We start from the raw sequence: 25,262 nt of genomic DNA, 5'->3' as shown, positions 1-25,262 counted from the left end.
TGCCGATGGCCCCCACCACCCCGTTCACCGCCTTCCGCATCGAAAACGACGACGCCGGTTACCGCAGCGGCCTGGCCCAGCTCAAGGTCGAAGACCTCAGCCCCGGCCAGGTTCTGATCCGCGCCAGCTGGTCCTCGGTCAACTACAAGGACGCTCTGGCCGGCACCGGCAAGGGAAAGATCCTGCGCCGCTTCCCGCTGGTGGGGGGCATCGACGTAGCCGGCACCGTGGTCGCCAGCACCGATCCGGAATGGCGTGAAGGCGACGCGGTGCTGGCCACCGGCTGCGGCCTCAGCGAGACCCGCGACGGCGGCTACAGCCAGTATGTGCGGCTGGAATCGCGTGCGGTGATCGCCCAACCGGCCGGGCTGAGCCCACGCGAGGCGATGGTGCTGGGCACCGCCGGCTTCACCGCGGCGTTGGCGCTGCTGCGCATGCAGGACAACCGGCAGAGCCCGGAACTTGGACCGCTGGCGGTCACCGGCGCCAGTGGCGGCGTCGGCGCGCTGGCACTGTCGATCTTCAGCCGCGCCGGCTACACGGTGCATGCGATCAGCGGCAAACCCGACCAGACCGGTTTCCTGCACGCCATCGGCGCCACCGAGGTGCTGCCGCGTGAGGCCCTGGCCGACACCGGCCCACTGCAATCGGCGCGTTTCGGTGGGGGCCTGGACAATGCCGGCGGCGCCATGCTCGCCAGCCTGCTGGCGCAGACCGCGCCCTACGGCAGCGTGGTCAGTGCCGGCCTGGCGGCCAGCCCGACCCTGGAGATGACGGTGATGCCGTTCATCCTGCGTGGTGTGTCGCTGCTGGGCGTGTCGTCGGCCAATGCGCCACGCGGGCTGCGCGAGGACGTCTGGGCGCGGCTGGGCAACGAATGGAAACCGCAGCACCTGGACCGCATCTGTACCGCCGAGGTCGGCCTTGATGGCCTGCCGGCCGTGTTCGAGCGGATGCTGGCGGGCGGATCGCTGGGCCGCACCGTGGTGCGGATCGACTGAACGTCGCAGGCAGGCGACAGACGGCAGATGCGCCCCTCCCGCCGGTAATGAGCCCGCACTACACTGCGGGCATTACATGGGGAACAACATGGCACGCATTCTGATCGTCGACGACTCACCGTCGCAGCTGTTGGGGATACAGCGCATCGTCGAGAAGCTCGGGCACCAGATCCTGACCGCCACCGATGGCGCGGCCGGGGTCGAAACCGCCAAGGCCGAGCTGCCCGACCTGGTCCTGATGGACGTGGTGATGCCCAATCTCAACGGCTTCCAGGCCACCCGCACCCTCGCCCGCGACGAGGCGACCCGGCATATCCCGGTGATCCTGGTGACCACCAAGGACCAGGACACCGACCGCATGTGGGGCATGCGCCAGGGCGCCAAGGCCTACATCACCAAGCCGTTCTCGGAAGACGAGCTGTCCGAAGTGCTGGAGCGCGTGTTCGCCGGGCAGGGTTGAGACGCGCGCGGTAGTGCCGGCCGCTGGCCGGCAATCACAGCTCATTGCCGGCCAGCGGCCGGCACTACCGGAAGGCGTGCTCAGATCGTCTCGCCAAACGCCTTGGCCAGGTTCCGGTAGGCCTTCTTCTGCGCCTCGTCGGTCGCGGCCGGGGCCACGATCTCGATCTCGACGATCTGGTCGCCCTCCGGGTTGCCCGGCAGGCCCCGCCCGCGCAGGCGCAGCTTGCGTCCGGCATCGGAGTCGGCCGGGATCTTCAGTTCCACCGCGCCGCCCAGGGTCGGCACGCTGATGCTGGTACCCAGCGCGGCCTGCCACGGCGTGACCGGCAAGGTGTAGAGGATGTTGCGGCCATCGACCTCGAACTGCGGGTGTGCGGCGTACTCCACTTCCAGCAGCAGGTTGCCACCATGGTTGCCCTGCCCCGCCAGGCGGATCACCTGCCCCGGACGGATGCCCTTGGGCACGCGCACGTCCAGCTGCTTGCCGTTGACGGTGATGCGCAGGCTGTCGCCGCTGTAGGCCGCTTCCAGCGGGACCGACAGCTTGGCACGGGTGTCGCGGTTGGGGGCATGGCCCTGGCTGCTGAACCCCGGGCCAGGACCGGCACCGCCGCGCTGGCGCGCGAACAGGCTTTCGAAGAAGTCGCTGAAGCCGCCGTTGGCGCCACCACCCCCGAACACTTCCTCGAAGTTGAAACCACCGGCGCCGCCGTAGTTCGGCGGCACGTTGAACTCCTCGCCCGGGCGATAGCCCTGCGCGCGCAGCTGGTCGTAGGCTGCACGCTTTTCCGGATCGCGCAGCGCCTCGTAGGCCTCGTTGACCGCCTTGAACTTGTCCTCCGCCCCGGCTTCCTTGCTGACGTCCGGGTGGTACTTGCGTGCCAGCCGCCGGTAGGCGGTCTTGATCTCCGCCTCGCCCGCGCTCGGTTCCACCCCCAGGGTGGCGTAGTAATCCTTGAATTCCATCCAGCTACCTCGATCTGCTTCGGCCGCGCCGGTGGCGCCGCCCCGGGTTCATTCTACGCGCCGGCGATGCTACGCCGCCCCTCGTGCGGCGCCGGTGAGGCCGACTGATCCTGCGCAATGCGGTTGCCATCGCCCTGCCCCAGGCTATGGCTGGAAGCCCGCTCCGCAAAGCCTGAAGATGGGGCCTGCACGCCGGTTTTCCAATGTCTTGACGTCCCTGTCCCATCCGGCCCACTACGCTGCCCCAGCAAGGAGTTCCCCCATGACCATCCATGTCGGCGACCGCATTCCGGAAGTGACCCTCAAGCGCATCCGCGAGGGCATTGAAACGCTCGATACGCATTCGCTGTTCGACGCGCGCAAGGTGGTGCTGTTCGCCGTGCCCGGCGCGTTCACGCCGACGTGCTCGGCCCGCCACCTGCCCGGCTACGTCGAGAAATTCGAGGCCTTCCGCCAGCGCGGCATCGATGTCTACTGCATGGCCGTCAACGACCCGTTCGTGATGAAGGCCTGGGCCACCGATCAGCACGTGCCCGACGGCCTGCTGATGCTGTCCGACGGCAATGCCGAACTGACCCGCGCGCTCGGCCTGGAGCTCGACGCCAGTGCCTCGGGCATGGGCATCCGCTCGCGCCGTTTCGCCCTGTACGTGGTCGACGGCGTGGTCCGCGCCGCCTGGGTTGAACAGCCCGGTCAATTCGAAGTGTCTTCGGCCGACTACGTGCTGGAGCACCTGCCCACCTGATCTCCCACCGCAAGAGGAAACGGCCAGCCATGTCCAGCAAGCCAGCCAAAGCCCCCAGGCCCGCCGCGCAGATTCCCGGCATCAGCGAGCGCACGGCCCTGCGCGAGCGCGCCCGGCGCAACATCGAGGATGGTGCGATCACCGACAGCTACAGCGCCGACCGCAAGGTGGTGATCAAGCTGCTCAACGACGCACTGGCCACCGAGTACGTGTGCGTGTTGCGCTACTACCGGCACTACTTCATGGCCAAGGGCATGCTGGCCGACGCGGTGAAAGCCGAATTCCTTGAACATGCACAGCAGGAACAGGCGCATGCCGGCAAGCTGGCCGAGCGCATCGTGCAGCTCGGCGGCGAGCCCGACTTCAACCCGGATACGCTGACCGCGCGCTCGCATGCCGAATACAAGGAAGGCAGCGACCTGCGCGACATGGTCCGCGAGAACCTGGTGGCCGAACGCATCGCCATCGACAGCTACCGCGAGATGATCAACTTCATCGGCGACCGCGATACCACCACCAAGCGCATCCTCGAAGAGATCCTGGCGCAGGAAGAGGAACACGCCGACGAGTTCGCCGATCTGCTGGATGGGTGGATCGGGGAATGATTGCGCTGCGGATGCTCTGGTAGATGCCCACCTTGGTGGGCGCTTTGCCGTTCGCGTGCCAACCAAGGTTGGCACCCACCAAAGCGGAGCAATGCCATCCCGCCGCGCATGGCCCGGCACCTACCGGAGGACAGTGAACCGTACCTGCGTCCACGCGCCGTCCGCGGCCAAGGCGGTCAGGGTATGCGCCCCGGGATCGGCGAACTCACGCTGCATCAACTGTGCGCCGCGGGTCTGCGCGATCCAGCGTCCATCCAGCAACCAGTCCACCGCCTGCTCGCTGCCCAGCGCGCGCAGCTGCAGGCGTACGCCATGTTCGGCGTTGGGCGCACGCGCCAGTGCGGCGCCATCATTGAGGCCATCGATGTGCAGCGCGACGCTGGCCTCCCGGCCATCATCACGGCAGTCCGGCGACAGCGCCGGCAGCTGCGAGGCGTCGCGTGTGGCCTTGGGCAGCCACGGCGACAACAGCGCCGGCCAGCGCGCGATCTCACGCGCGACTTCTTCGTGCGGCAAGCGGCAATCGGCGGATACACGCAAGCCGGTGCGCGCGTCGGCAAGGTAGCGCTGCCGCCCCGGCTGCCAGCGCCGCGCCTCGCGCTCCGGGAAGGTCGGCGGTGCGGCGCCATCGAGCAGGTAGGCTGGCATCCTGCGCTGGCACAGTGCCGCCGGCAGCCCCTCGGCACGTTCGCCAGTGGGCCAGCAGATGTCTTCCTGGCTGACACTGGCCGGCATCGGCGCGGCCGCCGAATCACCACGCTGGCGCGGCAGGCTGTCCACCACTTCGAACATCAGCGGCAGCGCGGTGACCGCGCCGTACTGGCCCGGCAACGGAGTACCGTCCGGCCGGCCCACCCACACGCCCACCGTGTAGTGGCGGGTACTGCCGATCGCCCACGCATCGCGGTACCCGTAACTGGTGCCGGTCTTCCACGCCACGCGCGGGCGGCCACCGACATCGAACGTCCCGGCGCTGTATCCCGGGCGCGGGTTTGATTCGAGCATCTCGCGCACGATCCAGCTGGCGCCCGGCGAGGCCAGGCGCCGCTCGATCATCGGCTCGTCGTCGGTGTAACGCACGCGGCCGGCGATACCGCTCCGGTTGAGCGCGGCGAAGGCGCCGACCAGGTCTTCCAGGCGCGCGCCGGTGCCGCCCAGGATCAGCGACAGGTTGGGCGTACTGCCCGGCGGGAAGCGCAGCTGGATGCCCGCGTGCGACAGCCGGGCAGCGAAGCGCGCGGCGCCGACCCGCTGCAGCAGGTCCACCGACGGTACGTTGAGCGACAGCCGCAATGCGGCAGAGGCACCGATGGGCCCATTGAAGGCCATGTCGAAGTTGCCGGGGCGGTAGCTGCCGAAACTCTGCGGTGCATCGACCAGCAGGCTTTCCGAATGGATCAGGCCATCGTCCAGCGCCATCGCGTACAGGAACGGCTTGAGCGTGGAGCCTGGCGAACGCCAGGCCTGCACCATGTCCACGTGACCCAGCCGCTGGCGGTCACCGAAGGACAATGTGCCGACATAAGCGCGTGCCTGCAGGGTCCGGTTGTCGACCACCAGCAGGGCCGCCGAGGTACGCTCGGGCAGCGTCGAGAAATAGCTGGCCACGCGCTCTTCCAGCGTGCGCTGCAGGCCGATGTCGATGCTGCTCTGGATGCGTGCCTGGCCCGGATGCGCCGAGTGCAGGCGCTGCGCCAGCAGCGCGGCGTGCAAGGGAGGGCGCAGCGAACGCGCCACCACGTTCTCGATGCGCGCATCCTCCACTTCTTCCGGTGTCCACGCGCCCAGCTCGGCCATGCGTGACAGCACCTTGTCGCGCGCTTTCTGCGCAGCTTCCGGATGGCGGTCCGGGCGCAGCCGGCTGGGCGCCTGTGGCAGCACCGCCAGCAGCGCAGCCTCGGCATGCGACAGCTGCGCCGCCGGCTTGCCCAGATAGGCCCAGCTGGCCGCTTCCACGCCTTCGATGGTGCCGCCGTAGGGTGCACGCTCCAGGTACAGGGCCAGGATCTGCTGCTTGCTCAGGTGCACCTCAAGCTGCACTGCACGCAGCATCTGCTTCAGCTTGCCCCACGGGGTGCGTGAGTGCGGATCGAGAATGCGCGCGACCTGCATGGTCAGGGTCGAGCCACCGGACACGATGCGGCCGCCGCGCAGCAGCTGGCCGCTGGCCCGCAGGATCGCCAGCGGGTTGATGCCCGGATGGCGCCAGAACCAGCGGTCTTCGTAGGTCAGCAACGCTTGCAGGTACAGCGGCGAGACGCTGTCGACCGAGGCCGGATACCGCCACACGCCCTCGGCATCGGCAAACGCCCGCAATGGCGTGCCGTCGGCAGCCACCACCAGGGTGCTGGTATCACGCTGCTTCGGCAGCGGCGGCGGGAAGGCGAAATCCAGCACCAGCAGCAGCGCCAGCGCAGCGGCCATGCCCCAGCGCAGCCACGGCCACAGCGGCCGCCACCGGCGGCGCAGGGTCGCCAGCCGGGTCGTCATCGTGTTCTTCATTGCGGGTTGCCAGCAGGACGGGCCGCGCCGTCGCGGCCCGTCCGCGCGGTCACGGCTGTACCACCGTGATCGTGGTCGGGTTGCTGCGGCCGACACCGCGCAGCTGCGGCCGGTACATGTCCTCCACCAGCGGCGGCGGCACCGAGTAGGTACCCGGGGTCACCGCGCGCACCAGGTAGAACACGTTGGCCTTGCTGCCACGCGAGAGCTTCAGCGCAGCCACGTAGCGGTCGTCGCGGAACTCCTCGTGCTTGGTATCGGCGGCCTCACCCCGGTCGCTGATGGTGATGCCATCGACCACCACGTCGGCCCACTGCTTGGCATCGCCCAGGTTGAAGTTCTCGATCTCCAGACCCGCCGGCAGCAGGTCGGTCAGCAGTGCATCGGGCATCGTGGTGTCGGCGGTGACGGTGACGCGCACGATCAGCGCTTCGCCTTCCTTCAGCGGGCGCGGCGACCACGGCTTGCCATCGGTACCGAAGTAACTGCGTTCAATACCCACTACGCTGTTGTCCGGTGCCGGTGCACTGCGCGGGATACCGGCCACGTCGATGCTGGCGAACATCGGCGGTTGCCCCTGCGGGGTGAAGCGCACGCCACTGGCCAGCTCGCTGGCGCTGAAGTTGCGTCCGAACAGCTTGCGCTCGCCGATCGCTTCGGTGGTGCCACCGATCACCAGCTCACCGGCTACCAGCGCCTTCTGGTTGGCGGCGAGCGCCTTGCCGAGGCGGGCAATCGCCACCTGCTCCTGCGTGCTCAGCCACATCCAGCCGGCATTGCGGCGCGCATCCAGGCCACGACCGAGGTCGACCGCGCGCGCGTCCCAGGCCGGCTTGGCCAACTTGTTCTCGTGGGTCAGCGCGATCATCAGCGCGTCATCGCGGATCGCGCTGCCGTAGTCGCCGAAGTACGACGGGCGCTCGCTGCTGGACTTGGCGAAGGCCGCCGCCAGCGCGGCCTGGCCACGCTTGGCATCACCCTGCAGCGACAGCGCCACGCCCAGGTGGACCAGCGACAGGCCACCGACCGCCTTGCTGCGTTCGTTGTCGTACAGCGTGCGCAGGGTACCCAGCGGTGCACGATTGACCCGAGCCAGCACGTAGCCCGAATACGCCTGGTTGGCGAACTTCAGCTTCTCGCGATCCTCCTGGCCATAGAACTGATTGCCGCCGGACAGCAGATCCTCGCTCAGGCGGTTGAGCGCCTTCTGCAGCACGTTGTCAGGCACGGCGAAGCCGGCGTCCTTGGCATCGAGCAGGAACTCGGTGATGTACGGGGTCAGCCACGGGTTCACGTAGCCGTCGTCACCCCACATCGAGAAGTTGCCGTTGGCCACCTGCATCGACGCCAGGCGACCGAACGCACCTTCCATGCGCTCGCGGCGGGTCTTGGCATCCAGGCCATCGGCGCCGAGCATCGACGAGGTGGCCTGGTCCAGGATCAGCGCGGCGTAACCCTTGCTGGTGGTCTGCTCGGCGCAGCCATATGGATAGTTCAGCGCGCCCTGCAGTGCACTGGCGAACGGGATCGGCGGCAGCGGGCTGACCAGCAGGCGGGCATTGACCGACTCGGACATCAGGCCATCGGTCAGGCTGTTGTCGAGGCTGACTGCGGCCAGTGGATCGAGCGTACGCACCTGAGAACGCAGCACCTGCGGCCACGCCGCACGCACCGGCAGGTCGTAGCGGCGATCGGCCTTGAAGCCGTTGCCGTCCACCCGCACCCGCACCTTGGCCACGCTGTGGCCTTCGCGTGCCGACAATGGGAAGCTCAGCGTGGTCTTGGCATCGGCATTCAACTGCACGCTGCGGCTGCCCTCACCCAGGTTCAGCGGGCCTTCGCTCTCCACCTTCACGTTGAACTGCCCCGGCTTGCCGGTGAAGTTCTGCACGTCCAGAGTCACCGTGCTGCGGTCGCCCGGGGCCAGCACGCGCGGCATGCTGGCTTCGGCCAGGATCGGTGCGCGCACTATGGTTTCCACGTCGCGCTTGCCGTACTGGTCATCGCTGTAGACCAGCGCCGACACGCGCAGGGTGCCGTTGAAGTCCGGCACTTTCAGCCGGATGCGGGCATTGCCCTTGGCATCCAGCTGTACCGGGCCGGAGAACAGGTCCACGGTCTGCACGCGCGCGGTCGGGCGCTTGGCCTGCGGCAATGCCTGCAGCGCCATGTCGCCGCCGAACTTCAGCTTGCCGCTGCCGCCATCGAAGCTCTCGATCACCCGGCTGTAGATGTCGTAGGCATCGATACCGAGGCGACGCTGGGCGAAGAAGTGTGCACCGGCGTCGGGCACCGGGAAACGGGTGATGTTGAGGATGCCCACGTCCACCGCCGAAACGGTGACGTGCGCGGTCTTGCCGGCCAGCTGCGGCGCACTGACGGTTACCGGCAGGTCCTGCTCGGGCCGCATCTGCTTGGGCGCGACCAGGCCGACGGCCACGGTGCGGCCCTTGCGGTCCATCGGCACATGCACCACGCCCACGGCACGGGCCGGGGTGATCTTGCTCGGCGCACTGCCGCCACGGAACACCAGCGCAGTGATATAGACGTCGTGGCGTTCCCAGTCGGCGGTGACCGGAATCTTGAAGGTCGAACCCGGCTTGGCGTCGATGTCCTGCACGTACAGCATGCGGTCGGTCTCGACCATCAGGATGCCCTTGCCGGCGTGCGGCGGGGTCACCGTCACTTCCAGGGTGTCACCGGCCTTGTAGCCGGTCTTGTCCAGGCCCAGCTTGACCTTGTCCGGGCGTGCATCCAGGCCACGGTTGTCATCGCCCCAGCTCCAGCCGGCATGGAACGGGTAGCGGCTGGTCAGGCCGGTGGACGGATCGAACACGTCCACCCGGTACTCGCCCCACTCCACCGGGAAATCAAAGGCGACCGCGCTGTTGCCGGCATCGACGGTGTGGGTTTCCTTGTTCTCGAAACGGCGGGTGAAATCGTAATCCCAGCGGTTGTCGTTGAAGGTCCAGTGATAGTCGCGCAGCTCGCGCACCAGGGTGATCTTCAGGCCCTTGGCCGGCTGTGGCGTACCAGCGGCATCCACGCGCATCAGCTCGAAGCGTGCGTTGCCGTTGGCATCGGCACCATCGTCCGGGTTGAACAGCGGGCGCACGCCGACCAGCGCGTTGGCCGGCCACATCACCCGCTTCAGGGTGCGGGTGACCGTGCGGCCACCGGTTTCATACAGGCTGCCGGACAGCACCACGGCGATCGGCGCCTTGGCCTTGGCCGCCTCTTCCGGCAGCGCCACATCCTCACGCAGCTGGCCATTGGCCGGCAGCGTGGTATCGATCACGTCCTTGGCCTCGCGCGGCAGCTGCAGGGTCGGGTCACCGAAGAAATAGCCCGGCAGGCCTTCCACGGGCTTCTGTTCGGCGGCAACCGCCATGCGTGCGGTGAAGCGGTTGCCATCGGCCGGTGCGCCATACAGGTAGGCACCATTGGCCTGCAGGCGCAGGTCCTCACCCGGCTTCAGCGTCTTCTGCGCGCTGTCCAGGTCCAGCTTCATGCGTTCGGGCAGGAACTCCTCGATGCGCAGGGTCATGCCCTGGATCGCTTCCTTGCTGGCCGGGTCGGTGCGGAACTCGACCTGCCAGCGGCCGGTCGGCGCCTCGGCGGGGATCACCTGCTCGAAATTGATGTAGCCCTGGTCGCCCGGCTGCAGGCGGGTCTCGCGGAAGGTCTTGCCGTCGGGCTGCTTCAGGCGCAGGAACACCGGTTGTGCCTTGACCGGCTTGCCGTCGTTGTCGCGCAGCAGCGCGGACAGGCGCACGGTCTCGCCCGGGCGGTACAGGTCGCGGCCGGACCAGGCGTAGACGTCGAACCACGCGTTGTCGCGGCCGGCCACAGCGAACTCGCTCAGGTCCAGCGCCGGCTGGTTGAACGGCAGGAAGCTGGTGTCCTTGCCACTGCTGGCGACCAGCACGTGGGTGGCATCCAGGGTGTAGTTCAGCAGCGCATTGCCGTTGCCGTCGGTGCTGCCCTTCAGCACCACCTCACCCTTGGCGTCGAGCACGCGCAGGTCGATGCCCTTCAGCGGCGCGCCGTCCTTGAGGCCGGCGGTATGGACGAACAGCTTGTCCTTGTAGGCGCGGGTATGCAGGCCGATGTCGCTGACCGAGAAGAACGCGGTGTCGAACTCGCCTTCGTAGTCACCGGTGCGCTTGAGCAGGGCGAAGTACAGGCCCGGCTCCTGCAGTTCCTTGATGTCCTGGGTCGGCAGGTAGGTCAGCACCCGCTCGTTCTTCTTGCCCCCCAGGATGAAACGGTTGACGTACACCGGCTCGGCCAGCTTGTTGATCGGGCTGCGCTCGTAGTCGCTGCTCAGCTCCCAGCTGCCACGGCGGCCGCCGCGCTGGTACTGGCTGAAGAAGGTCGGAAGATCCTTCTCGCGCACGCGCAGGAATTCGACGTCGACTTCCGGCACGTTCACCGAGACCACCGGCAGGCCACGGCTGTCCTTGGCAGGCAGCACGCTGCCCTGCGAGGCGAAGCCAACCACCGGCTTCAGCTCGCCGCTGAACACCTTCTGCTTCAGTTCCTTGCCCAGGCGGCTGCCATCGGCGGCCAGCAGGTCCGGCGAGACCACCAGGCTGAACTCCTTGCCGGCCTCGACGAACGGGTAGCGCAGGGTCAGGCCGTCATCGGACAGCGTCCAGCTGCTGTCCTCGGTGCCGACCTTCTCCTCGAAGCGCACCAGCGTGTCGAAATCCTGGGTGCCGACCAGCGGGCGCGAGAACTCCAGCGCCAGCGACAGGCCGTCATTCTTCTGGTCCGGGTAGGCGCGCAGCAGGGTGAATTCCTTCACTTGCTCGGCCTTGGTGGTGATCGCCTCGCCACTGGCCTTGGGCAACTGCCCGCTGTCGTTGCGGCAGCCGGCCAGGCCCAGCAACAGGCCTCCTGCCAGTACCGCCGCCGCCCATCCCCACCGCTTCCGCCGTGCCGGACCGCTCATGTCGTCACTCCTTGATCGAGGTGGTCATTATAGGCAGGCCGCGTCAAGGCGTTGGCGCCCCGGCGGTCGGAAACCCGGTCCCGCCCGGGACCCGGTAGCCGCCAACCTTGGTTGGCGCCCCCCCACTTGCCAACCAAGGTTGGCCTCTACCAGAGCGGCCCTACCCCGGCAGGTACAGGTCCACATAGTCGGTCACCGGCATTGCCGCCAGCGCCACCAGGTCCAGCGAGGCCGCCAGGATGCGCTGCTGCTGGACGGTCGGGAAGCGGTGGGCCAGGTGCCGGCGGAACTTGTCCATCAGCAGCGGAATGCCTTCCGCCCGGCGCCGGGCATGGCCGAGCGGGTACTCCACCAGTACCTCGGGCAGCTCAGTACCGTCGCTGAAGCGCACGCCCAGGCCATTGGCGATGCTGCGCTTGTCCGGGTCCAGGTAGTCGGCGCTGAGTTGCGGATCCTCATGGCAGGCCATCTTCGCCCGCAGGGCATCGATGCGCGGATCAGCTGCAACGTCGTCCTCGTAATCCTCGGCCACCAGCCGCCCGTGCAGCAGCGCGATGGCGACCATGTACTGCACGCAGTGGTCGCGGTCGGCCGGGTTATGCAGCGGGCCCTGCTTGTCGATGATGCGGATGCAGGCTTCCTGGGTCCGGATCGCGATATGCGCGATGTCCTCGACCCGCCGCCCCATCGCGCGCAACTGCTGGTGCAGCGTGATGGCCGCCTCCACCGCGGTCTGGCCATGGAACTCGGCCGGGTAGCTGATCTTGAACAGCACGTTCTCCATCACGTAGCTGCCCAGCGGTCGCCCCAGCGTCAGTGCCTTGCCATGCATCGACACCGCTTCAAAGCCCCAGGTCGGCGCGCTGAGCACGCTGGGGTAGCCCATCTCGCCACTGGCCGCCATCAGCGCCAGGCGCACGCCACGGCTGGTCGCGTCGCCGGCGGCCCAGCTCTTGCGCGAGCCGGTGTTGGGTGCGTGCCGGTAGGTGCGCAGGGACTGGCCATCGACCCAGGCCAGCGACAACGCATTGAGCATGCGCTCGCGATCCAGGCCGAGCAGCTGCGCAACCACGGCGGTGGTGGCCACTTTGACCAGCAACACGTGGTCCAGCCCGACCCGGTTGAAGGAATTCTCCAGCGCCAGCACGCCCTGGATCTCGTGCGCCTTGATCATCGCCAGCAGCACGTCGCGCACGGTCGGCGGTGGGCGTCGCAGAGCCTGCGCGTTGCGCCCCAGCCAATCGCAGACGGCAAGGATGCCACCCAGGTTGTCCGAAGGGTGCCCCCATTCGGCCGCCAGCCAGGTATCGTTGAAATCCAGCCAGCGCACCATCGCGCCGATGTTGAAGGCGGCCTGCACCGGGTCCAGCACGTAATGCGTACCCGGAACGCGGGCGCCGTTGACCACGCTGATGCCCGGCACCAGGGGACCAAGCAGCTTGCTGCAGGCCGGGAAGGACAGCGCTTCCAGGCCGCAGCCCAGCGTGTCGAGCAGGCAGTGGTGCGCGGTCTGGAACGCCAGCGGTGAGTCGATGCGCGCGTCGCGCACGTAGTCGACGATGCCCACCAGCAGCGCATCCCACGCTGCACGCTCGTTGGATGGGGTGTGGCTGTCGGACATCGTCGATCTCCTCGCCGGAAAGCAGGTCAGGCCGCGTGTCCCGGTAGTCGCCAACCTTGGTTGGCGCTTGCATGCCAACCAAGGTTGGCATCTACCAGAGCACTATTCGGCCGGCACCCGCACCTTGCCTTCCATCAGCACACGGGCGCTGCGGCTCATGATGGCCTTGGTCACTGTCCACTGGCCGTCAACGAGCCCGGCTTGTGCGCCGACACGCAGCGTGCCGGAGGGATGACCGAAGGTCACCGCTTCACGTTCGCCACCACCGGCCGCGCGATTGACCAGCGTGCCAGGAATCGCTGCTGCGGTGCCGATCGCCACGGCAGCGGTACCCATCATCGCGTGGTGCAGCTTTCCCATCGACAACGCACGCGCATGCAGGTCGATCGCCGAGGCCGGAATGGCCTTGCCACTGGACGACACGTAGTCCTGCGCCGGGGCCAGGAAGGCCACCTTCGGCGTGTGCTGGCGGGTCGCCGCATCTTCCAGGTTCTTGATCAGCCCCATGCGCAAGGCGCCGTAGGCGCGGATCTTCTCGAAGCGCTCCAGCGCCCCCTTGTCCTCGTTGATCGCAGGCTGCAGTTCGGTGCCGGTGTAGCCCAGGTCGGCCGCATTGAGGAAGATCGTCGGGATGCCGGCGGTGATCATGGTCACCTCGAAACTGCCCACGCCCGGCACGTCCAGGGTGTCGACCAGGTTGCCGGTCGGGAACATCGCGCCCGCATCGCCGTCATCGGACGGATCGATGAATTCCAGTTGGATCTCGGCCGCCGGGAAGGTCACGCCGTCCAGCTCGAAATCGCCGATCTCCTGCACTTCGCCGTCGCGCATCGGCACATGGGCGATGATGGTCTTGCCGATGTTGGCCTGCCAGATGCGCACGGTGCACAGGCCATCGCGCGGCACGCGGGCCGGATCGATCAATCCATTGGCGATCGCAAACGGACCCACCGCGGTGCTGAGGTTGCCGCAGTTGCCGCTCCAGTCGACGAAGGCGGTGTCGATCGAGACCTGGCCGTACAGGTAGTCCACATCGTGGTCCGGCACCGAGGCGGCGGAGATGATCACGCACTTGCTGGTGCTGGACGTTGCACCGCCCATGCCGTCGGTCTGCTTGCCATACGGATCGGGCGAGCCGATCACGCGCATCAAAAGCGCGTCGCGTGCGGCGCCCGGCACTTGCGCGGCGTCGGGCAGGTCCTGCAGGCGGAAGAACACGCCCTTGCTGGTGCCACCGCGCATGTAGGTGGCGGGAATACGGAGTTGCGGGAGGAAGGTCATGGTCGAATCCACGCGTTTGAATTTCAGGAAATGTCTTGCATCAGTGCGTCAAGACCACGATCAACGCACCACACGCGCATGATGTCCACGCGGTCCGGTAGATCGAGGTAATAGACGAGGTAGCGTTCGAAGCCCGGAACCAGCATGAACCGCAACGGCACCGGTAGCTGTGCTGCGAGGTCGGCGTGCCGGGTGGAACCCGAGCCTGGAAATACCGCGATGCGTTGAAGCGTGGCCTCCAACTCGGCGAGAAAGCGCCGACCCAGTATCAGCCCACCCTGCCGTGCGAACCACAGTGCGGCATCGGCTGCGTCGGCTTCGGCCCTGGGTCGCCATTCAATCGCCCTCACGCTCCATCCTTTCGGTCAGTTCACGACGCATGCGCTCGAATGTGTCGGCCGTCACCGGGACGCCAGGCCCAGAAGCCAGACCCTCGGCAATCAGCTGCTTGAGCAGTTCTTCGGCCTTGCTGCGCTGGCGCTGGCGGATCAGGTCACGCACGTAGTCCGACGTACTGGAATAGCCGCCTTCACGCACTTCCTCGTCCACGAACTGCTTGAGCGGGTCGGTCAGCGAAATGTTCATGGTGGCCATGAGACTCTCCAATGGCAGTTTTTGCCAAGTCAGTGTGCGCCCTGCCCAGGTGTCGGACAAGCCCGCCCCCGGCCTCCGGGGGCAGGCATTCAGGCCGGTATCACGCCACCTTGGCGCCTTCCAGGAAGTCCTGGGCGAAGCGCTGCAACACGCCACCGGCTTCGTAGATCGCCACTTCCTCGTCGCTGTCCAGGCGGCAGGTGACCGGCACGATCACGTCCTGGCCGTCGCGGCGGTGGATGACCAGGGTCAGCTCGGCGCGCGGGGTGCGCTCGCCGACCACATCGAAGGTTTCGGTGCCATCAATGCCCAGGGTCAGGCGGGTGGTGCCCGGCTTGAACTCCAGCGGCAGCACGCCCATGCCGATCAGGTTGGTACGGTGAATCCGTTCGAAGCCCTCGGCCACGATCGCCTCCACACCAGCCAGGCGCACGCCCTTGGCGGCCCAGTCACGCGAGCTGCCCTGGCCGTAGTCGGCACCGGCAATGATGATCAGTGGCTGCTTGCGCTCCATGTAAGTCTCGATGGCTTCCCACATGCGCATCACCTTGCCTTCCGGCTCCACGCGCGCCAGCGAACCCTGCTTCACGCTGCCGTCGTCGTTGCGCACCATCTCGTTGAACAGCTTCGGGTTGGCGAAGGTGGCGCGCTGCGCGGTCAGGTGGTCGCCGCGGTGGGTCGCGTAGGAATTGAAGTCCTCTTCGGGCAGGCCCATTTTCGCCAGGTATTCACCGGCGGCACTGGAGGCCAGGATCGCGTTGGACGGCGACAGGTGGTCGGTGGTGATGTTGTCCGGCAGCACCGCCAGCGCGCGCATGCCCGACAGCGTGCGCTCACCGGCCAGTGCGCCCTCCCAGTACGGCGGACGGCGGATGTAGGTGCTCTGCGGGCGCCAGTCGTACAGGGGGCTGACCGCGGCGCCGTGCTCCACGCGCACATTGAACATCGGGTTGTAGACGCGGCGGAACTGCTCCGGCTTCACCGATGCCTTGACCACGGCGTCGATCTCGGCGTCGCTCGGCCAGATGCCCTTCAGGCGCACCTCGTTGCCGTCGGCGTCCACGCCCAGCACGTCCTTCTCGATGTCAAAGCGCACGGTGCCGGCGATGGCATAGGCGATCACCAGCGGCGGCGACGCCAGGAACGCCTGCTTCGCATACGGGTGGATGCGGCCATCGAAGTTGCGGTTGCCCGACAGCACGGCCGTGGCGTACAGGTCCCGGTCGATGATCTCCTGCTGGATGGCCGGATCGAGCGCGCCGCTCATGCCGTTGCAGGTGGTGCAGGCGAAGGCGACGATGCCGAAGCCCAGCTTCTCCAGGTCCGGCAGCAGGCCGGCCTCTTCCAGGTACAGCTGCACCGCCTTCGAGCCGGGCGCCAGCGAGGACTTCACCCACGGCTTGCGCAGCAGGCCGCGCTCGTTGGCCTTGCGTGCCAGCAGGCCGGCAGCGATCACGTTGCGCGGGTTGGAGGTGTTGGTGCAGCTGGTGATGGCGGCGATGATCACCGCGCCATCCGGCATCAGGCCCTGCGCCTGCTCGGCCTTGCCCGCTGCCAGCTTGGCCTCGTCGGCGATGCCGCGCTCGGCCAGCTCGGAAGTGGCCACGCGCTTGTGCGGGTTGGACGGGCCGGCCATGTTGCGCACCACGCTGGACAGGTCGAAGCGCAGCACGCGCTCGTACTGCGCGGTGGCCAGGTCGTCAGCCCACAGGCCAGTGGTGCGGGCGTAGTTCTCCACCAGCGCCACCTGCGATTCCTCGCGGCCGGTCAGGCGCAGGTAATCGATGGTCTGCCCGTCGATGTAGAACATCGCGGCGGTCGCGCCGTATTCGGGGCACATGTTGGAGATGGTGGCGCGGTCACCGATGGTCAGTGCCGCCGCCCCCTCGCCGAAGAATTCAAGGTACGCGCCGACCACGCGCTCCTTGCGCAGGAATTCGGTCAGCGCCAGCACCACGTCGGTGGCGGTGATGCCCGCCTGCGGCCTGCCGGTCAGCTCGACGCCGATGATGTCCGGCAGCCGCATCCACGAGGCACGACCGAGCATCACGTTCTCGGCTTCCAGGCCGCCCACACCGATCGCGATCACGCCCAGCGCATCCACGTGCGGGGTGTGGCTGTCGGTGCCCACGCAGGTATCCGGGAAGGCCACGCCGTCCTGCACGTAGACCACCGGCGACATCTTCTCCAGGTTGATCTGGTGCATGATGCCGTTGCCCGGCGGAATCACGTCCACGTTCTGGAACGCCTGCTTGGTCCAGTCGATGAAGTGGAAACGGTCTTCGTTGCGGCGATCCTCGATCGCGCGGTTTTTCTCGAACGCCTGCGGGTCGAAACCACCGCACTCCACCGCCAGCGAGTGGTCGACGATCAGCTGCACCGGCACCACCGGATTGACCTTGGCCGGGTCACCGCCCTTGTCGGCGATCGCATCGCGCAGGCCGGCCAGGTCAACCAGTGCGGTCTGGCCGAGGATGTCGTGGCAGACCACACGCGCGGGGAACCATGGGAAATCGAGGTCGCGGCGGCGCTCGATCAGCTGCTTCAGCGAGTCGCCAAGCGTGGCCGGATCGCAGCGGCGCACCAGGTTCTCGGCCAGCACGCGCGAGGTGTACGGCAGAGTGGCGTAGGCGCCGGGCTGGATTGCATCGACGGCGGCGCGCGCGTCGAAATAGTCCAGCGCGCTGCCGGGGAGGTTCTTGCGGTAATCGGTATTCATGGGCTGGCGGAATGCTTGGGGCGGGCCGGGTGCCGGCGGTGCGGCGGCGAAAGCATCCGGCCGGCACGCGGCCGGCCGGATGGGGACAGCAGGTGGATCAGACGCGCTTGTCGATGGCGACGAAGTCGCGGTCTTCCGGACCGATGTAGTTGGCGCTCGGGCGGATGATCTTGCCGTCGATGCGCTGCTCGATGATGTGCGCGCTCCAGCCGGCGGTGCGCGCGATCACGAACAGCGGGGTGAACATCGCGGTCGGCACGCCCATCATGTGGTAGCTGACGGCGCTGAACCAGTCCAGGTTCGGGAACATCTTCTTGATGTCCCACATCACCGATTCCAGGCGCTCGGCGATGTCGTACATCTTCATGCTCGACTGTTCTTCGGACAGCTCGCGGGCCACGTCCTTGATCACCTTGTTGCGCGGATCGGACACGGTGTAGACCGGATGGCCGAAGCCGATCACCACTTCCTTGCGCTCGACGCGGGCCTTGATGTCTTCCTCGGCCTCATCCGGATTGTCGTAGCGCTTCTGCACTTCGAACGCCACTTCATTGGCGCCGCCGTGCTTCGGGCCACGCAGTGCGCCGATGCCACCGCAGATCGCGCTGTACATGTCGCTGCCGGTACCGGCGATGACACGACAGGTGAAGGTCGAGGCGTTGAACTCGTGCTCGGCGTACAGGATCAGCGAGGTGTGCATCGCCTTCACCCACGAGTCCTGCGGCTTCTCGCCGTGCAGCAGGTGCAGGAAGTGGCCACCGATCGAGTCATCGTCGGTTTCCACGTCGATGGCACGGCCGTTGTGGCTCCAGTGGTACCAGTACAGCAGCATCGAGCCGAGGCAGGCCATCAGCTTGTCGGCAATGTCGCGCGCGCCCGGATGGTTGTGGTCATCCTTCTCCGGCGCCACGCAGCCGAGCACGGACACACCGGTGCGCATCACGTCCATCGGGTGTGCCGACGGCGGCAGTTCTTCCAGCGCGGCCTTCACCGCGGCCGGGATGCCACGCAGCGACTTCAGCTTGGCCTTGTACGAAACCAGCTCGGCGCGGGTCGGCAGCTTGCCGTGCACCAGCAGGTAGGCGATTTCCTCGAACTCGCTGGTGTTGGCCAGGTCCAGGATGTCGTAGCCACGGTAATGCAGGTCGTTGCCACTGCGGCCCACGCTGCACAGCGCGGTGTTGCCGGCGGCGGTGCCGGACAGGGCGACGGACTTCTTCGGCTTGAAGGTCGGGGTTGCGGTCGTATCGTTCATGTTTCCCTCCGAAACTTGATGGTGCAGGGTACTGCTTATTTCTTGGCGGCGAACAGCGCATCGAGCTGCTGCTCGAAGGCGTGGTAGCCGATGCGGTCGTAGAGTTCTTCGCGGGTCTGCATGGTTTCCACCACGTTGCGCTGGTGGCCATCGCGGCGCACCGCCTGGTAGACGTTCTCGGCCGCCTTGTTGGCCGCGCGGAACGCCGACAGCGGGAACAGCTGGATCGCAACACCGGCCGAAGCCAGTTCATCGCGGCTGAACAGCGGGGTGGCACCGAATTCGGTGATGTTGGCCAGCACCGGCACCTTCACCGCGTCGACGAAGCGGCGGTAGGTATCCAGATCGTAGGCGGCCTCGGCGAAGATGCCGTCGGCACCGGCCTCGACACAGGCGATGGCGCGCTCGATGGCCTTGTCCACGCCGTCCACCTGGATGGCGTCGGTACGCGCGATCAGGAAGAAGTCCGGATCGGTCCTGGCATCGGCGGCCGCCTTCACCCGGTCCACCATTTCACCCTGCGAGACGATTTCCTTGCCCGGACGGTGACCGCAGCGCTTGGCGCCGACCTGGTCTTCGATGTGGCAGGCGGCCGCGCCGGCCTTGATCAGCGACTTCACGGTGCGCGCGATGTTGAACGCGCTCGGACCGAAGCCGGTGTCGATGTCAACCATCAGCGGCAGGTCGCAGACATCGGTGATGCGGCGCACGTCCACCAGCACGTCTTCCAGGGTGTTGATGCCCAGATCCGGCAGGCCCAGCGAGCCCGCGGCAACACCGCCGCCGGACAGATAGATGGCGCGGAAGCCGGCGCGCTTGGCCAGCAGGGCGTGGTTGGCGTTGATGGCGCCGATCACCTGCAGCGGCGATTCGGCAGCCAGCGCCTCACGGAAGCGGGCACCGGCGGAGAAAGGGGCGGAAGCGGTCATGCGGCAATCCAGGTTGGAGAACGGATAGGTAGCCGCAAGCACCATGCCAAGCTGCAAGCCGTTGATTTCACGAGGATGACCGCCACGCGATAGTGAAACATATGAAACATTGAAACGGATGTATCATGAAACATTCCGTCGACCTCCCGCCGCCATGTACCTGCCCCGCTCCCTCCTGCGCCACGCCGACGCCGACCCCGGTCGCCCGGTGATCTGGACCGTCAGCGTTTCGCGCCTGACCGGCCTGCTCGGCGACGTCATTCCCGAGTTCGACCGCCGTGCGCGCATCGAGCAGATCAACCTCGGCTTCGAGGAAGCGGTGGACGTGATCGGCCAACGGCTGCGCCGCGAGCACTGCGACGTGGTGATCGCCGGCGGCTCCAACGCGGCCTGGCTGCGCGGCCGGCTGGAATTGCCACTGGTGCCGATCCAGGCCAACGGCTTCGACCTGATGGAAGCGCTGGCCCGTGCCCGCCGCATCGCCAGCCGCATTGGCCTGGTCACCCACGCCAGCGACGTGCCCGTGTTCAGCAACTTCCAGCAGAGTTTCGGCCTGGATATCGAGCATCGCCGCTTCGTCACCCGTGAGGACGCGCGCGACTGTATCGCCGACCTGCGCGCCAATGGCATCGAGGTGATCGTCGGCACCGGCATGGCCATTGACCATGCCGAGCAGGCCGGCCTGCCCGGCGTGCTGCTCTATTCGGCCGACTCGGTGCGGCAGGCGTTCGAACATGCGCTGGAGCTGACCCGGGCCCTGGCCCGCTCCGGCGGCAACCACGCCGCCCCGCGCCGGCGCCCTGCAGCGCGTGCCGATGCGCATGAACTGCTCGGCGACAGCGAAGCAATGGCGCACGTGCGCGCGCAGATCGCGCTCTATGCGCCGCACGACAGCACCGTACTGGTCACCGGTGAAACCGGCACCGGCAAGGAACTGGTGGCGCGCCAGCTGCACGCGGCCAGCGGCCGCCGTGGCCGCTTCGTCGCGCTGAACTGCGGCGCCATCAGCGAATCACTGCTGGAAGCGGAACTGTTCGGCTACAACGATGGCGCCTTCACTGGTGCACGGCGCGGTGGTCGCGTCGGCCTGGTCGAGGCCGCCGATGGCGGTACATTGTTCCTGGATGAAATCGGCGAACTGCCGCTGCCGTTGCAGACCCGCCTGCTGCGCGTGCTGGAAGAACGCGAGGTGCTGCGTGTCGGCGCTACCGAACCGACCGCAGTCGACCTGCGCGTGGTGGCCGCCACCCTGCAGTCGCTGGAACAGCGCGCGGCGACCGGCAGCTTCCGTCGCGACCTGTATTACCGGCTGGCCGCACTACGCATCGCCCTGCCCCCGCTGCGTGCGCGGCGCAGTGACATCCCGCTGCTGGCACAGCACTTCTTCCGCCAGCTGCGTGGCATCGACGCGCCATTGGATGAGGAGGCACTGGCGGTGCTGAGCGCGGCCCAGTGGCCCGGGAACGTGCGCGAACTGCGCAATCTGGTGGATCGACTACGCATCCACTGGCAGCCTGGGGAAGGATTGATCGATGCAGCGCGTCTGCTGCAGCTCGCGCCCGAACTGGTGAAAGAAAGCGCCACCATGCTGCCGCTGGAAAGCAACGGCAAGCGTCCGCCGCGCGCGCAGTTGGAAACGCTGTTGCAGGATCACCGCAATGACCGTGAGGGCATGGCACAGGCGTTGGGGGTATCCCGCACCACGCTGTGGCGCTGGCTGCGCGCGGAGGGGCTGTAGAGCCGGGCCCATGCTCGGCTGCGCGTGCGGAAACATCAGCCGAGCATGGGCTCGGCTCTACAACGGCTGCCCACCCGTCAGCAGCAGCTCGACTTCCTCCACCTGCACCACCGGCACCCGCCACGGATGATGCGGCACGATGCCCTGCTCGAAGATGCGCTGCAACCGCTGCGGATCCCGAGGCAGGCAGAACTCCAGGCGCACGCTGTCAACCACTTCCGTGCGCCCCTCCTCCCCCTGGACGGGCGATGCACCCACCCGCGGGCGGAACTGCTCGAACCCCGGCGCCGACCACCACATGCCGTGCTCGTAGTCACCCGCCGCCAGGGCATCCACCGCAAGGATGCCCTGCTTCACTGCGTCCAGTGCTGCCGACGGCACGAACACCACCACGCGGTACAGCGGCAGGCGTTGCATCAGTCAGCCTTACGGGTACAGCAGTCGCTTGCTCCAGCGCCCTTCAGCACCGGCTTCATAGCACCAGCGCTCGTGCAGGCGGAACTGCGCGCCGTACCAGAACTCGATGCGGTCAGGCACCACGCGCAGGCCGCTCCAGCCGTCCGGGCGCGGAACGTCCTGGCCCTCGAAGCGGGCTTCGACCTCGGCCACGCGCGCGTCGAACTCCTCGCGCGTGGCCAGCGTCTTCGACTGCTGCGAGGCCCAGGCACCGATCTGGCTCATGCGCGGGCGGCTGGCGAAATAGGCATCGGCCTCGGCATCGGCCACCTGCTCGACACGACCTTCGATGCGCACCTGGATGCCGGCCTCGCGCAGGCTGCGCCACAGGAACAGCAGTGCAGCCTGCGGATTGGCCTGCAGCTCCCGGCCCTTGTGGCTGTCCAGGTGGGTGTAGAACACGAAGCCACGCTCATCGAACGCCTTCAGCAGCACGGTGCGCGCCGAGGGACGGCCGTGCGTATCGGCGGTGGCCACGGTCATGGCGTTCGGCTCGACCTCGCGGCTCTGCCTGGCCTCTTCGAACAGGCTGGCAAACGTGGACAGGGCTTCGGCGTACAGGTCGCTCATGATTGCGTTCTTCTCACACGGATTGGGCTATTGTGGCTGCATGGTCGCTGCTGCGTATATGCCCCAGGTGAAAGGATTCCCCGAAACATTGGCCGAACAGGTGCTGGACGACGCACTGGGCAGTGGCGCAGCGGTTCCAGTATTGGCGATCAGCGGCCTGCAGGGGAGCGGCAAATCGACGCTGGCCACGCAGGTAGTGGCACGCGCCCAGGCACGCGGCCTGAACGCGGCCACGCTGTCGATCGATGATGTATACCTGACCCGCGCACAGCGCCAACGGCTTGCCCGCCAGGTGCATCCACTGCTGATCACTCGGGGCCCGCCGGGCACCCATGACCTGCCGCTGGCCCACGCAGTGCTGGATGCGGTGGCCGCACGCCAGCCCTTCGCGATGCCGCGTTTCGACAAGCTGGCCGACGAACGCCTGCCAGAAGCGCAATGGCCGCGCCTGCAACAACCGCTGGACCTGCTGGTGTTCGAAGGCTGGTTCCTGGGCACGCCCGCGCAGGATGACATCGCGCTGGACAGCCCGTTGAACGCGCTGGAGCGCGAGGCCGACGCTGATGGCCGCTGGCGGCGCTGGTGCAACCAGGCGCTGGCCCACGACTACACGGCGCTGTGGCAGCGCTGCGACCGGCTATGGTTCCTTCAGCCGCCGGATTTCTCGGTGGTACCGCGCTGGCGCTGGCAGCAGGAACAGAACCTGCAGGCCGCGCAGCCGGGCCGGCACGGCATGAGCCGGCCACAGCTGGAGCGCTTCGTGCAGTACTACGAGCGGGTCAGTCGGCAGGCACTGCACACCCTGCCCGCCATCGCCGACCACGTGGTGGTACTGGATGGCCAGCGCCAGGTGCAGGACGTGCGCTGAGCGCGCCTATTCCACCAGGAAGGTCACCCGCAGGTTGACCCGCCACTCGGTGATCTCGCCGCTGCCATTGGTGACCACCTTGGTCTCGTTCACCCAGGCGCCCTGGATGCCCTTGACCGTCTCGGAGACCTTCTTCAGCCCGCTGCGCACGGCGTCCTCCACGCTTTTCGGCGAGGAGGCGGTGATTTCGATGACCTTGGCGACCGTCATGGCCTGTACTCCGGCTGGCGCGGGAGACCCCGCAGGAACACCTACCCTGACGTGAAGGACGTAAAGGCCAGGGCACGGAGGTGTTAGCATCACAGGGCATGAATCCTGCTCCGAACCTGATCCTGATCGGCCCGATGGGCGCCGGCAAAACCTGCATCGGCCGCCGCCTGGCCGAGCGCTTCACGCTGGACTTCGTGGACGTCGACCAGGCCATCGTCGATGCCGCCGGCGCCAGCATCCCGACCATTTTCGAGCACACCGGCGAAGCCGGCTTCCGCAGCCATGAGCGGCAGGCCCTGGCCCGCGTGCTGGAAGGCCGCGGCCAATTGGTCTCCACCGGCGGCGGCGCGGTGCTGGACCCCGGCAACCGCGCATTGATTGCCCGGCGCGGCTTCGTGGTCTACCTGCGGGTCGGCGTGGCCGCGCAGCTGGAGCGCCTGGCCCGCGACAAGGGCAGGCCGCTGCTGCAGCGCCCGGACCGCGAGCAGGTACTGCATGATCTGGCCGCACAGCGCGACCCGCTGTACCGAGAACTGGCCGACCTCACCCTCGATACCGACCCGTATACCGCTGCCGACGCGACTGCCCAACTGGTAGTCAAGCTGGCCACGCAATGGCAGCGCCAGGACATGACCGCATGACTTCCCCCGCCCTGCTGCAGGTCGCCGTTGGCGGCGATCGCCCCTACTCCATTACCGTCGGCGCCGGTGCCCTGGCCGATGGCGCTGCACTGGTTTCACACGTGCGCGGCCGCCATGTGCTGCTGCTCAGCGACAGCGAAGTCGCCCCGCGCTATCTGGCGCCGGTGAAGCAGACGCTGCTCGCCGCACGCCCCGACCTGATCGTCGGCGAGCACGTGCTGGCCGCCGGCGAAGCGTCCAAGACCCTGGCCGAATTCGGCCGTGCCATCGAAGCGCTGGCCGCGCTCGGCGCCACCCGCGACGCCTGCGTGTTCGCCCTCGGCGGCGGCGTGGTCGGTGATCTCGCCGGTTTTGCCGCCGCCTGCTGGATGCGCGGCGTGGACTGCGTGCAGCTGCCGACCACCCTGTTGGCGATGGTCGATTCGTCGGTGGGCGGCAAGACCGCGGTCGACATCCCTGCCGGCAAGAACCTGGTCGGCGCGTTCCATCCACCGCGTGCGGTGATCGCTGATACCCGCGTGCTGGCTACCCTGCCGCCGCGCGAACTGCGCGCGGGCCTGGCCGAAGTGGTGAAGTACGGCGCGCTGGGCGATGCGGTGTTCTTCGAATGGCTGCAGCAGCATGCCGATGCGCTGCTGGCCGGCGAGGATGCCACGCTGGCCGAAGCCATCGCGCGCAGCTGCCGGCACAAGGCCGCCATCGTCGAGCGCGATCCGTTCGAGAAGGGCGAGCGTGCCCTGCTCAATCTCGGCCACACCTTCGGCCATGCCATCGAGACCGAGCAGGGCTACTCGGCTCCGGGCCGCGATGCGCTGAACCATGGCGAAGCCGTGGCGGTCGGTATGGTGCTGGCGGCAAAGCTGTCCACCGACCTGGGCCTGGCCGACGACGCCGACCGCGCTCGCCTGCAGGCACTGTTGGAACGCCTCGGCCTGCCGGTGGCGATCCCGGCCGGGCTGGACCCGCAGGCCCTGCTCGGCCGCATGCGCCTGGACAAGAAGAATGTGGCCGGCCGCCTGCGCCTGGTGCTGTGGCGCGGCATGGGCCGCGCCGAAGTGGTGCCGGACGTGGATGAGGCGGCGGTGCTGAAGGTGCTGTCAGCCAGGTAGAGCCGGGGGGGGGGGGGGGGGGGGGCCCCGGGG

General features: G+C 67.6%; 21 protein-coding genes. 8 read left to right on the top strand and 13 right to left on the bottom strand.

Annotation, left to right across the window (positions count from 1 at the left end; all coding sequences use genetic code 11):
* Window positions 1-5 precede the first annotated feature (5 nt).
* Both ROV93_RS21285 and pilH read left to right on the top strand, forming a co-directional pair.
* The gene (locus tag ROV93_RS21285) at window positions 6-1,001 is read left to right on the top strand and encodes a YhdH/YhfP family quinone oxidoreductase (RefSeq protein ID WP_072168588.1); all 996 of its coding nucleotides are present in this window, start codon (window positions 6-8) and stop codon (window positions 999-1,001) included.
* An 88-nt stretch (window positions 1,002-1,089) separates the two neighbouring features.
* Entirely contained in the window at window positions 1,090-1,461 is a 372-nt protein-coding gene (gene pilH, locus ROV93_RS21280; protein WP_005410644.1) for a twitching motility response regulator PilH, read from the top strand.
* 80 nt (window positions 1,462-1,541) lie between these two features.
* Here the strand turns inward: pilH and ROV93_RS21275 are convergent, their stop codons facing one another.
* Complete coding sequence (locus tag ROV93_RS21275) at window positions 1,542-2,429, bottom strand: DnaJ C-terminal domain-containing protein (protein ID WP_061478849.1); 888 nt, start codon at window positions 2,427-2,429, stop codon at window positions 1,542-1,544.
* 262 nt (window positions 2,430-2,691) lie between these two features.
* On the opposite strand from ROV93_RS21275, the gene ROV93_RS21270 reads away from it, so the two are divergent.
* The gene (locus tag ROV93_RS21270; RefSeq protein WP_072168587.1) at window positions 2,692-3,174 is read left to right on the top strand and encodes a peroxiredoxin; all 483 of its coding nucleotides are present in this window, start codon (window positions 2,692-2,694) and stop codon (window positions 3,172-3,174) included.
* 29 nt (window positions 3,175-3,203) lie between these two features.
* On the top strand, window positions 3,204-3,779 hold the full coding sequence (locus ROV93_RS21265; protein WP_072168586.1) for a ferritin-like domain-containing protein: 576 nt from the start codon (window positions 3,204-3,206) through the stop codon (window positions 3,777-3,779).
* 120 nt (window positions 3,780-3,899) lie between these two features.
* Here the strand turns inward: ROV93_RS21265 and pbpC are convergent, their stop codons facing one another.
* The 9 genes from pbpC to prpB all read right to left on the bottom strand — a co-directional run bounded on the left by pbpC (window position 3,900) and on the right by prpB (window position 19,637).
* Complete coding sequence (gene pbpC, locus ROV93_RS21260; RefSeq protein ID WP_072168585.1) at window positions 3,900-6,281, bottom strand: penicillin-binding protein 1C; 2,382 nt, start codon at window positions 6,279-6,281, stop codon at window positions 3,900-3,902.
* A gap of 49 nt (window positions 6,282-6,330) precedes the next feature.
* Window positions 6,331-11,238, bottom strand: a complete 4,908-nt coding sequence (locus ROV93_RS21255) for an alpha-2-macroglobulin (RefSeq protein ID WP_072168584.1) — start codon at window positions 11,236-11,238, stop codon at window positions 6,331-6,333.
* A gap of 160 nt (window positions 11,239-11,398) precedes the next feature.
* Entirely contained in the window at window positions 11,399-12,859 is a 1,461-nt protein-coding gene (locus tag ROV93_RS21250; RefSeq protein WP_072168583.1) for a bifunctional 2-methylcitrate dehydratase/aconitate hydratase, read from the bottom strand.
* Window positions 12,860-12,961: 102 nt separating this feature from the next.
* On the bottom strand, window positions 12,962-14,140 hold the full coding sequence (prpF, locus tag ROV93_RS21245) for a 2-methylaconitate cis-trans isomerase PrpF (RefSeq protein ID WP_072168606.1): 1,179 nt from the start codon (window positions 14,138-14,140) through the stop codon (window positions 12,962-12,964).
* A gap of 23 nt (window positions 14,141-14,163) precedes the next feature.
* On the bottom strand, window positions 14,164-14,490 hold the full coding sequence (locus tag ROV93_RS21240) for a type II toxin-antitoxin system RelE/ParE family toxin (RefSeq protein ID WP_072168582.1): 327 nt from the start codon (window positions 14,488-14,490) through the stop codon (window positions 14,164-14,166).
* Window positions 14,477-14,734 carry a type II toxin-antitoxin system ParD family antitoxin gene (locus ROV93_RS21235; protein ID WP_019338677.1) on the bottom strand — a complete coding sequence of 86 codons (258 nt, stop codon included), beginning with the start codon at window positions 14,732-14,734 and terminating at the stop codon, window positions 14,477-14,479. Before ROV93_RS21235 ends, ROV93_RS21240 begins: the two co-directional genes overlap by 14 nt.
* 100 nt (window positions 14,735-14,834) lie before the next feature.
* A complete protein-coding gene (acnD, locus tag ROV93_RS21230; RefSeq protein ID WP_312541272.1) occupies window positions 14,835-17,453 on the bottom strand; it encodes a Fe/S-dependent 2-methylisocitrate dehydratase AcnD in 2,619 nt (872 codons plus the stop codon).
* Window positions 17,454-17,550: 97 nt separating this feature from the next.
* Window positions 17,551-18,708: a 2-methylcitrate synthase gene (prpC, locus tag ROV93_RS21225; RefSeq protein WP_005418357.1), complete on the bottom strand. Its 1,158-nt coding sequence runs from the start codon at window positions 18,706-18,708 to the stop codon at window positions 17,551-17,553.
* Window positions 18,709-18,743: 35 nt separating this feature from the next.
* A complete protein-coding gene (gene prpB / locus ROV93_RS21220) occupies window positions 18,744-19,637 on the bottom strand; it encodes a methylisocitrate lyase (protein WP_088496824.1) in 894 nt (297 codons plus the stop codon).
* 154 nt (window positions 19,638-19,791) lie between these two features.
* On the opposite strand from prpB, the gene prpR reads away from it, so the two are divergent.
* Window positions 19,792-21,375, top strand: a complete 1,584-nt coding sequence (gene prpR / locus ROV93_RS21215) for a propionate catabolism operon regulatory protein PrpR (RefSeq protein ID WP_072168579.1) — start codon at window positions 19,792-19,794, stop codon at window positions 21,373-21,375.
* 57 nt (window positions 21,376-21,432) lie between these two features.
* Here the strand turns inward: prpR and ROV93_RS21210 are convergent, their stop codons facing one another.
* A complete protein-coding gene (locus ROV93_RS21210; RefSeq protein WP_072168578.1) occupies window positions 21,433-21,792 on the bottom strand; it encodes a hypothetical protein in 360 nt (119 codons plus the stop codon).
* A gap of 9 nt (window positions 21,793-21,801) precedes the next feature.
* Complete coding sequence (gene pdxH / locus ROV93_RS21205; RefSeq protein WP_065178210.1) at window positions 21,802-22,401, bottom strand: pyridoxamine 5'-phosphate oxidase; 600 nt, start codon at window positions 22,399-22,401, stop codon at window positions 21,802-21,804.
* A 40-nt stretch (window positions 22,402-22,441) separates the two neighbouring features.
* On the opposite strand from pdxH, the gene ROV93_RS21200 reads away from it, so the two are divergent.
* Window positions 22,442-23,269 (top strand): kinase, encoded by an 828-nt coding sequence (locus ROV93_RS21200; protein ID WP_072168577.1) that lies wholly within the window; start codon window positions 22,442-22,444, stop codon window positions 23,267-23,269.
* Window positions 23,270-23,275: 6 nt separating this feature from the next.
* Here ROV93_RS21200 and ROV93_RS21195 read toward each other — a convergent pair whose 3' ends face one another.
* A complete protein-coding gene (locus tag ROV93_RS21195) occupies window positions 23,276-23,479 on the bottom strand; it encodes a dodecin family protein (protein ID WP_005410663.1) in 204 nt (67 codons plus the stop codon).
* Between the two features lie 98 nt (window positions 23,480-23,577).
* On the opposite strand from ROV93_RS21195, the gene ROV93_RS21190 reads away from it, so the two are divergent.
* The gene (locus ROV93_RS21190) at window positions 23,578-24,120 is read left to right on the top strand and encodes a shikimate kinase (protein WP_061478864.1); all 543 of its coding nucleotides are present in this window, start codon (window positions 23,578-23,580) and stop codon (window positions 24,118-24,120) included.
* Entirely contained in the window at window positions 24,117-25,229 is a 1,113-nt protein-coding gene (aroB, locus tag ROV93_RS21185; RefSeq protein ID WP_072168576.1) for a 3-dehydroquinate synthase, read from the top strand. Before ROV93_RS21190 ends, aroB begins: the two co-directional genes overlap by 4 nt.
* Window positions 25,230-25,262 lie beyond the last annotated feature (33 nt).

This window comes from Stenotrophomonas maltophilia group sp. msm4 (genome assembly GCF_032025605.1).
GTDB classification, from domain to species: Bacteria; Pseudomonadota; Gammaproteobacteria; order Xanthomonadales; family Xanthomonadaceae; genus Stenotrophomonas; species Stenotrophomonas sepilia.
This window is presented reverse-complemented; position numbering and strand designations above follow the sequence as displayed.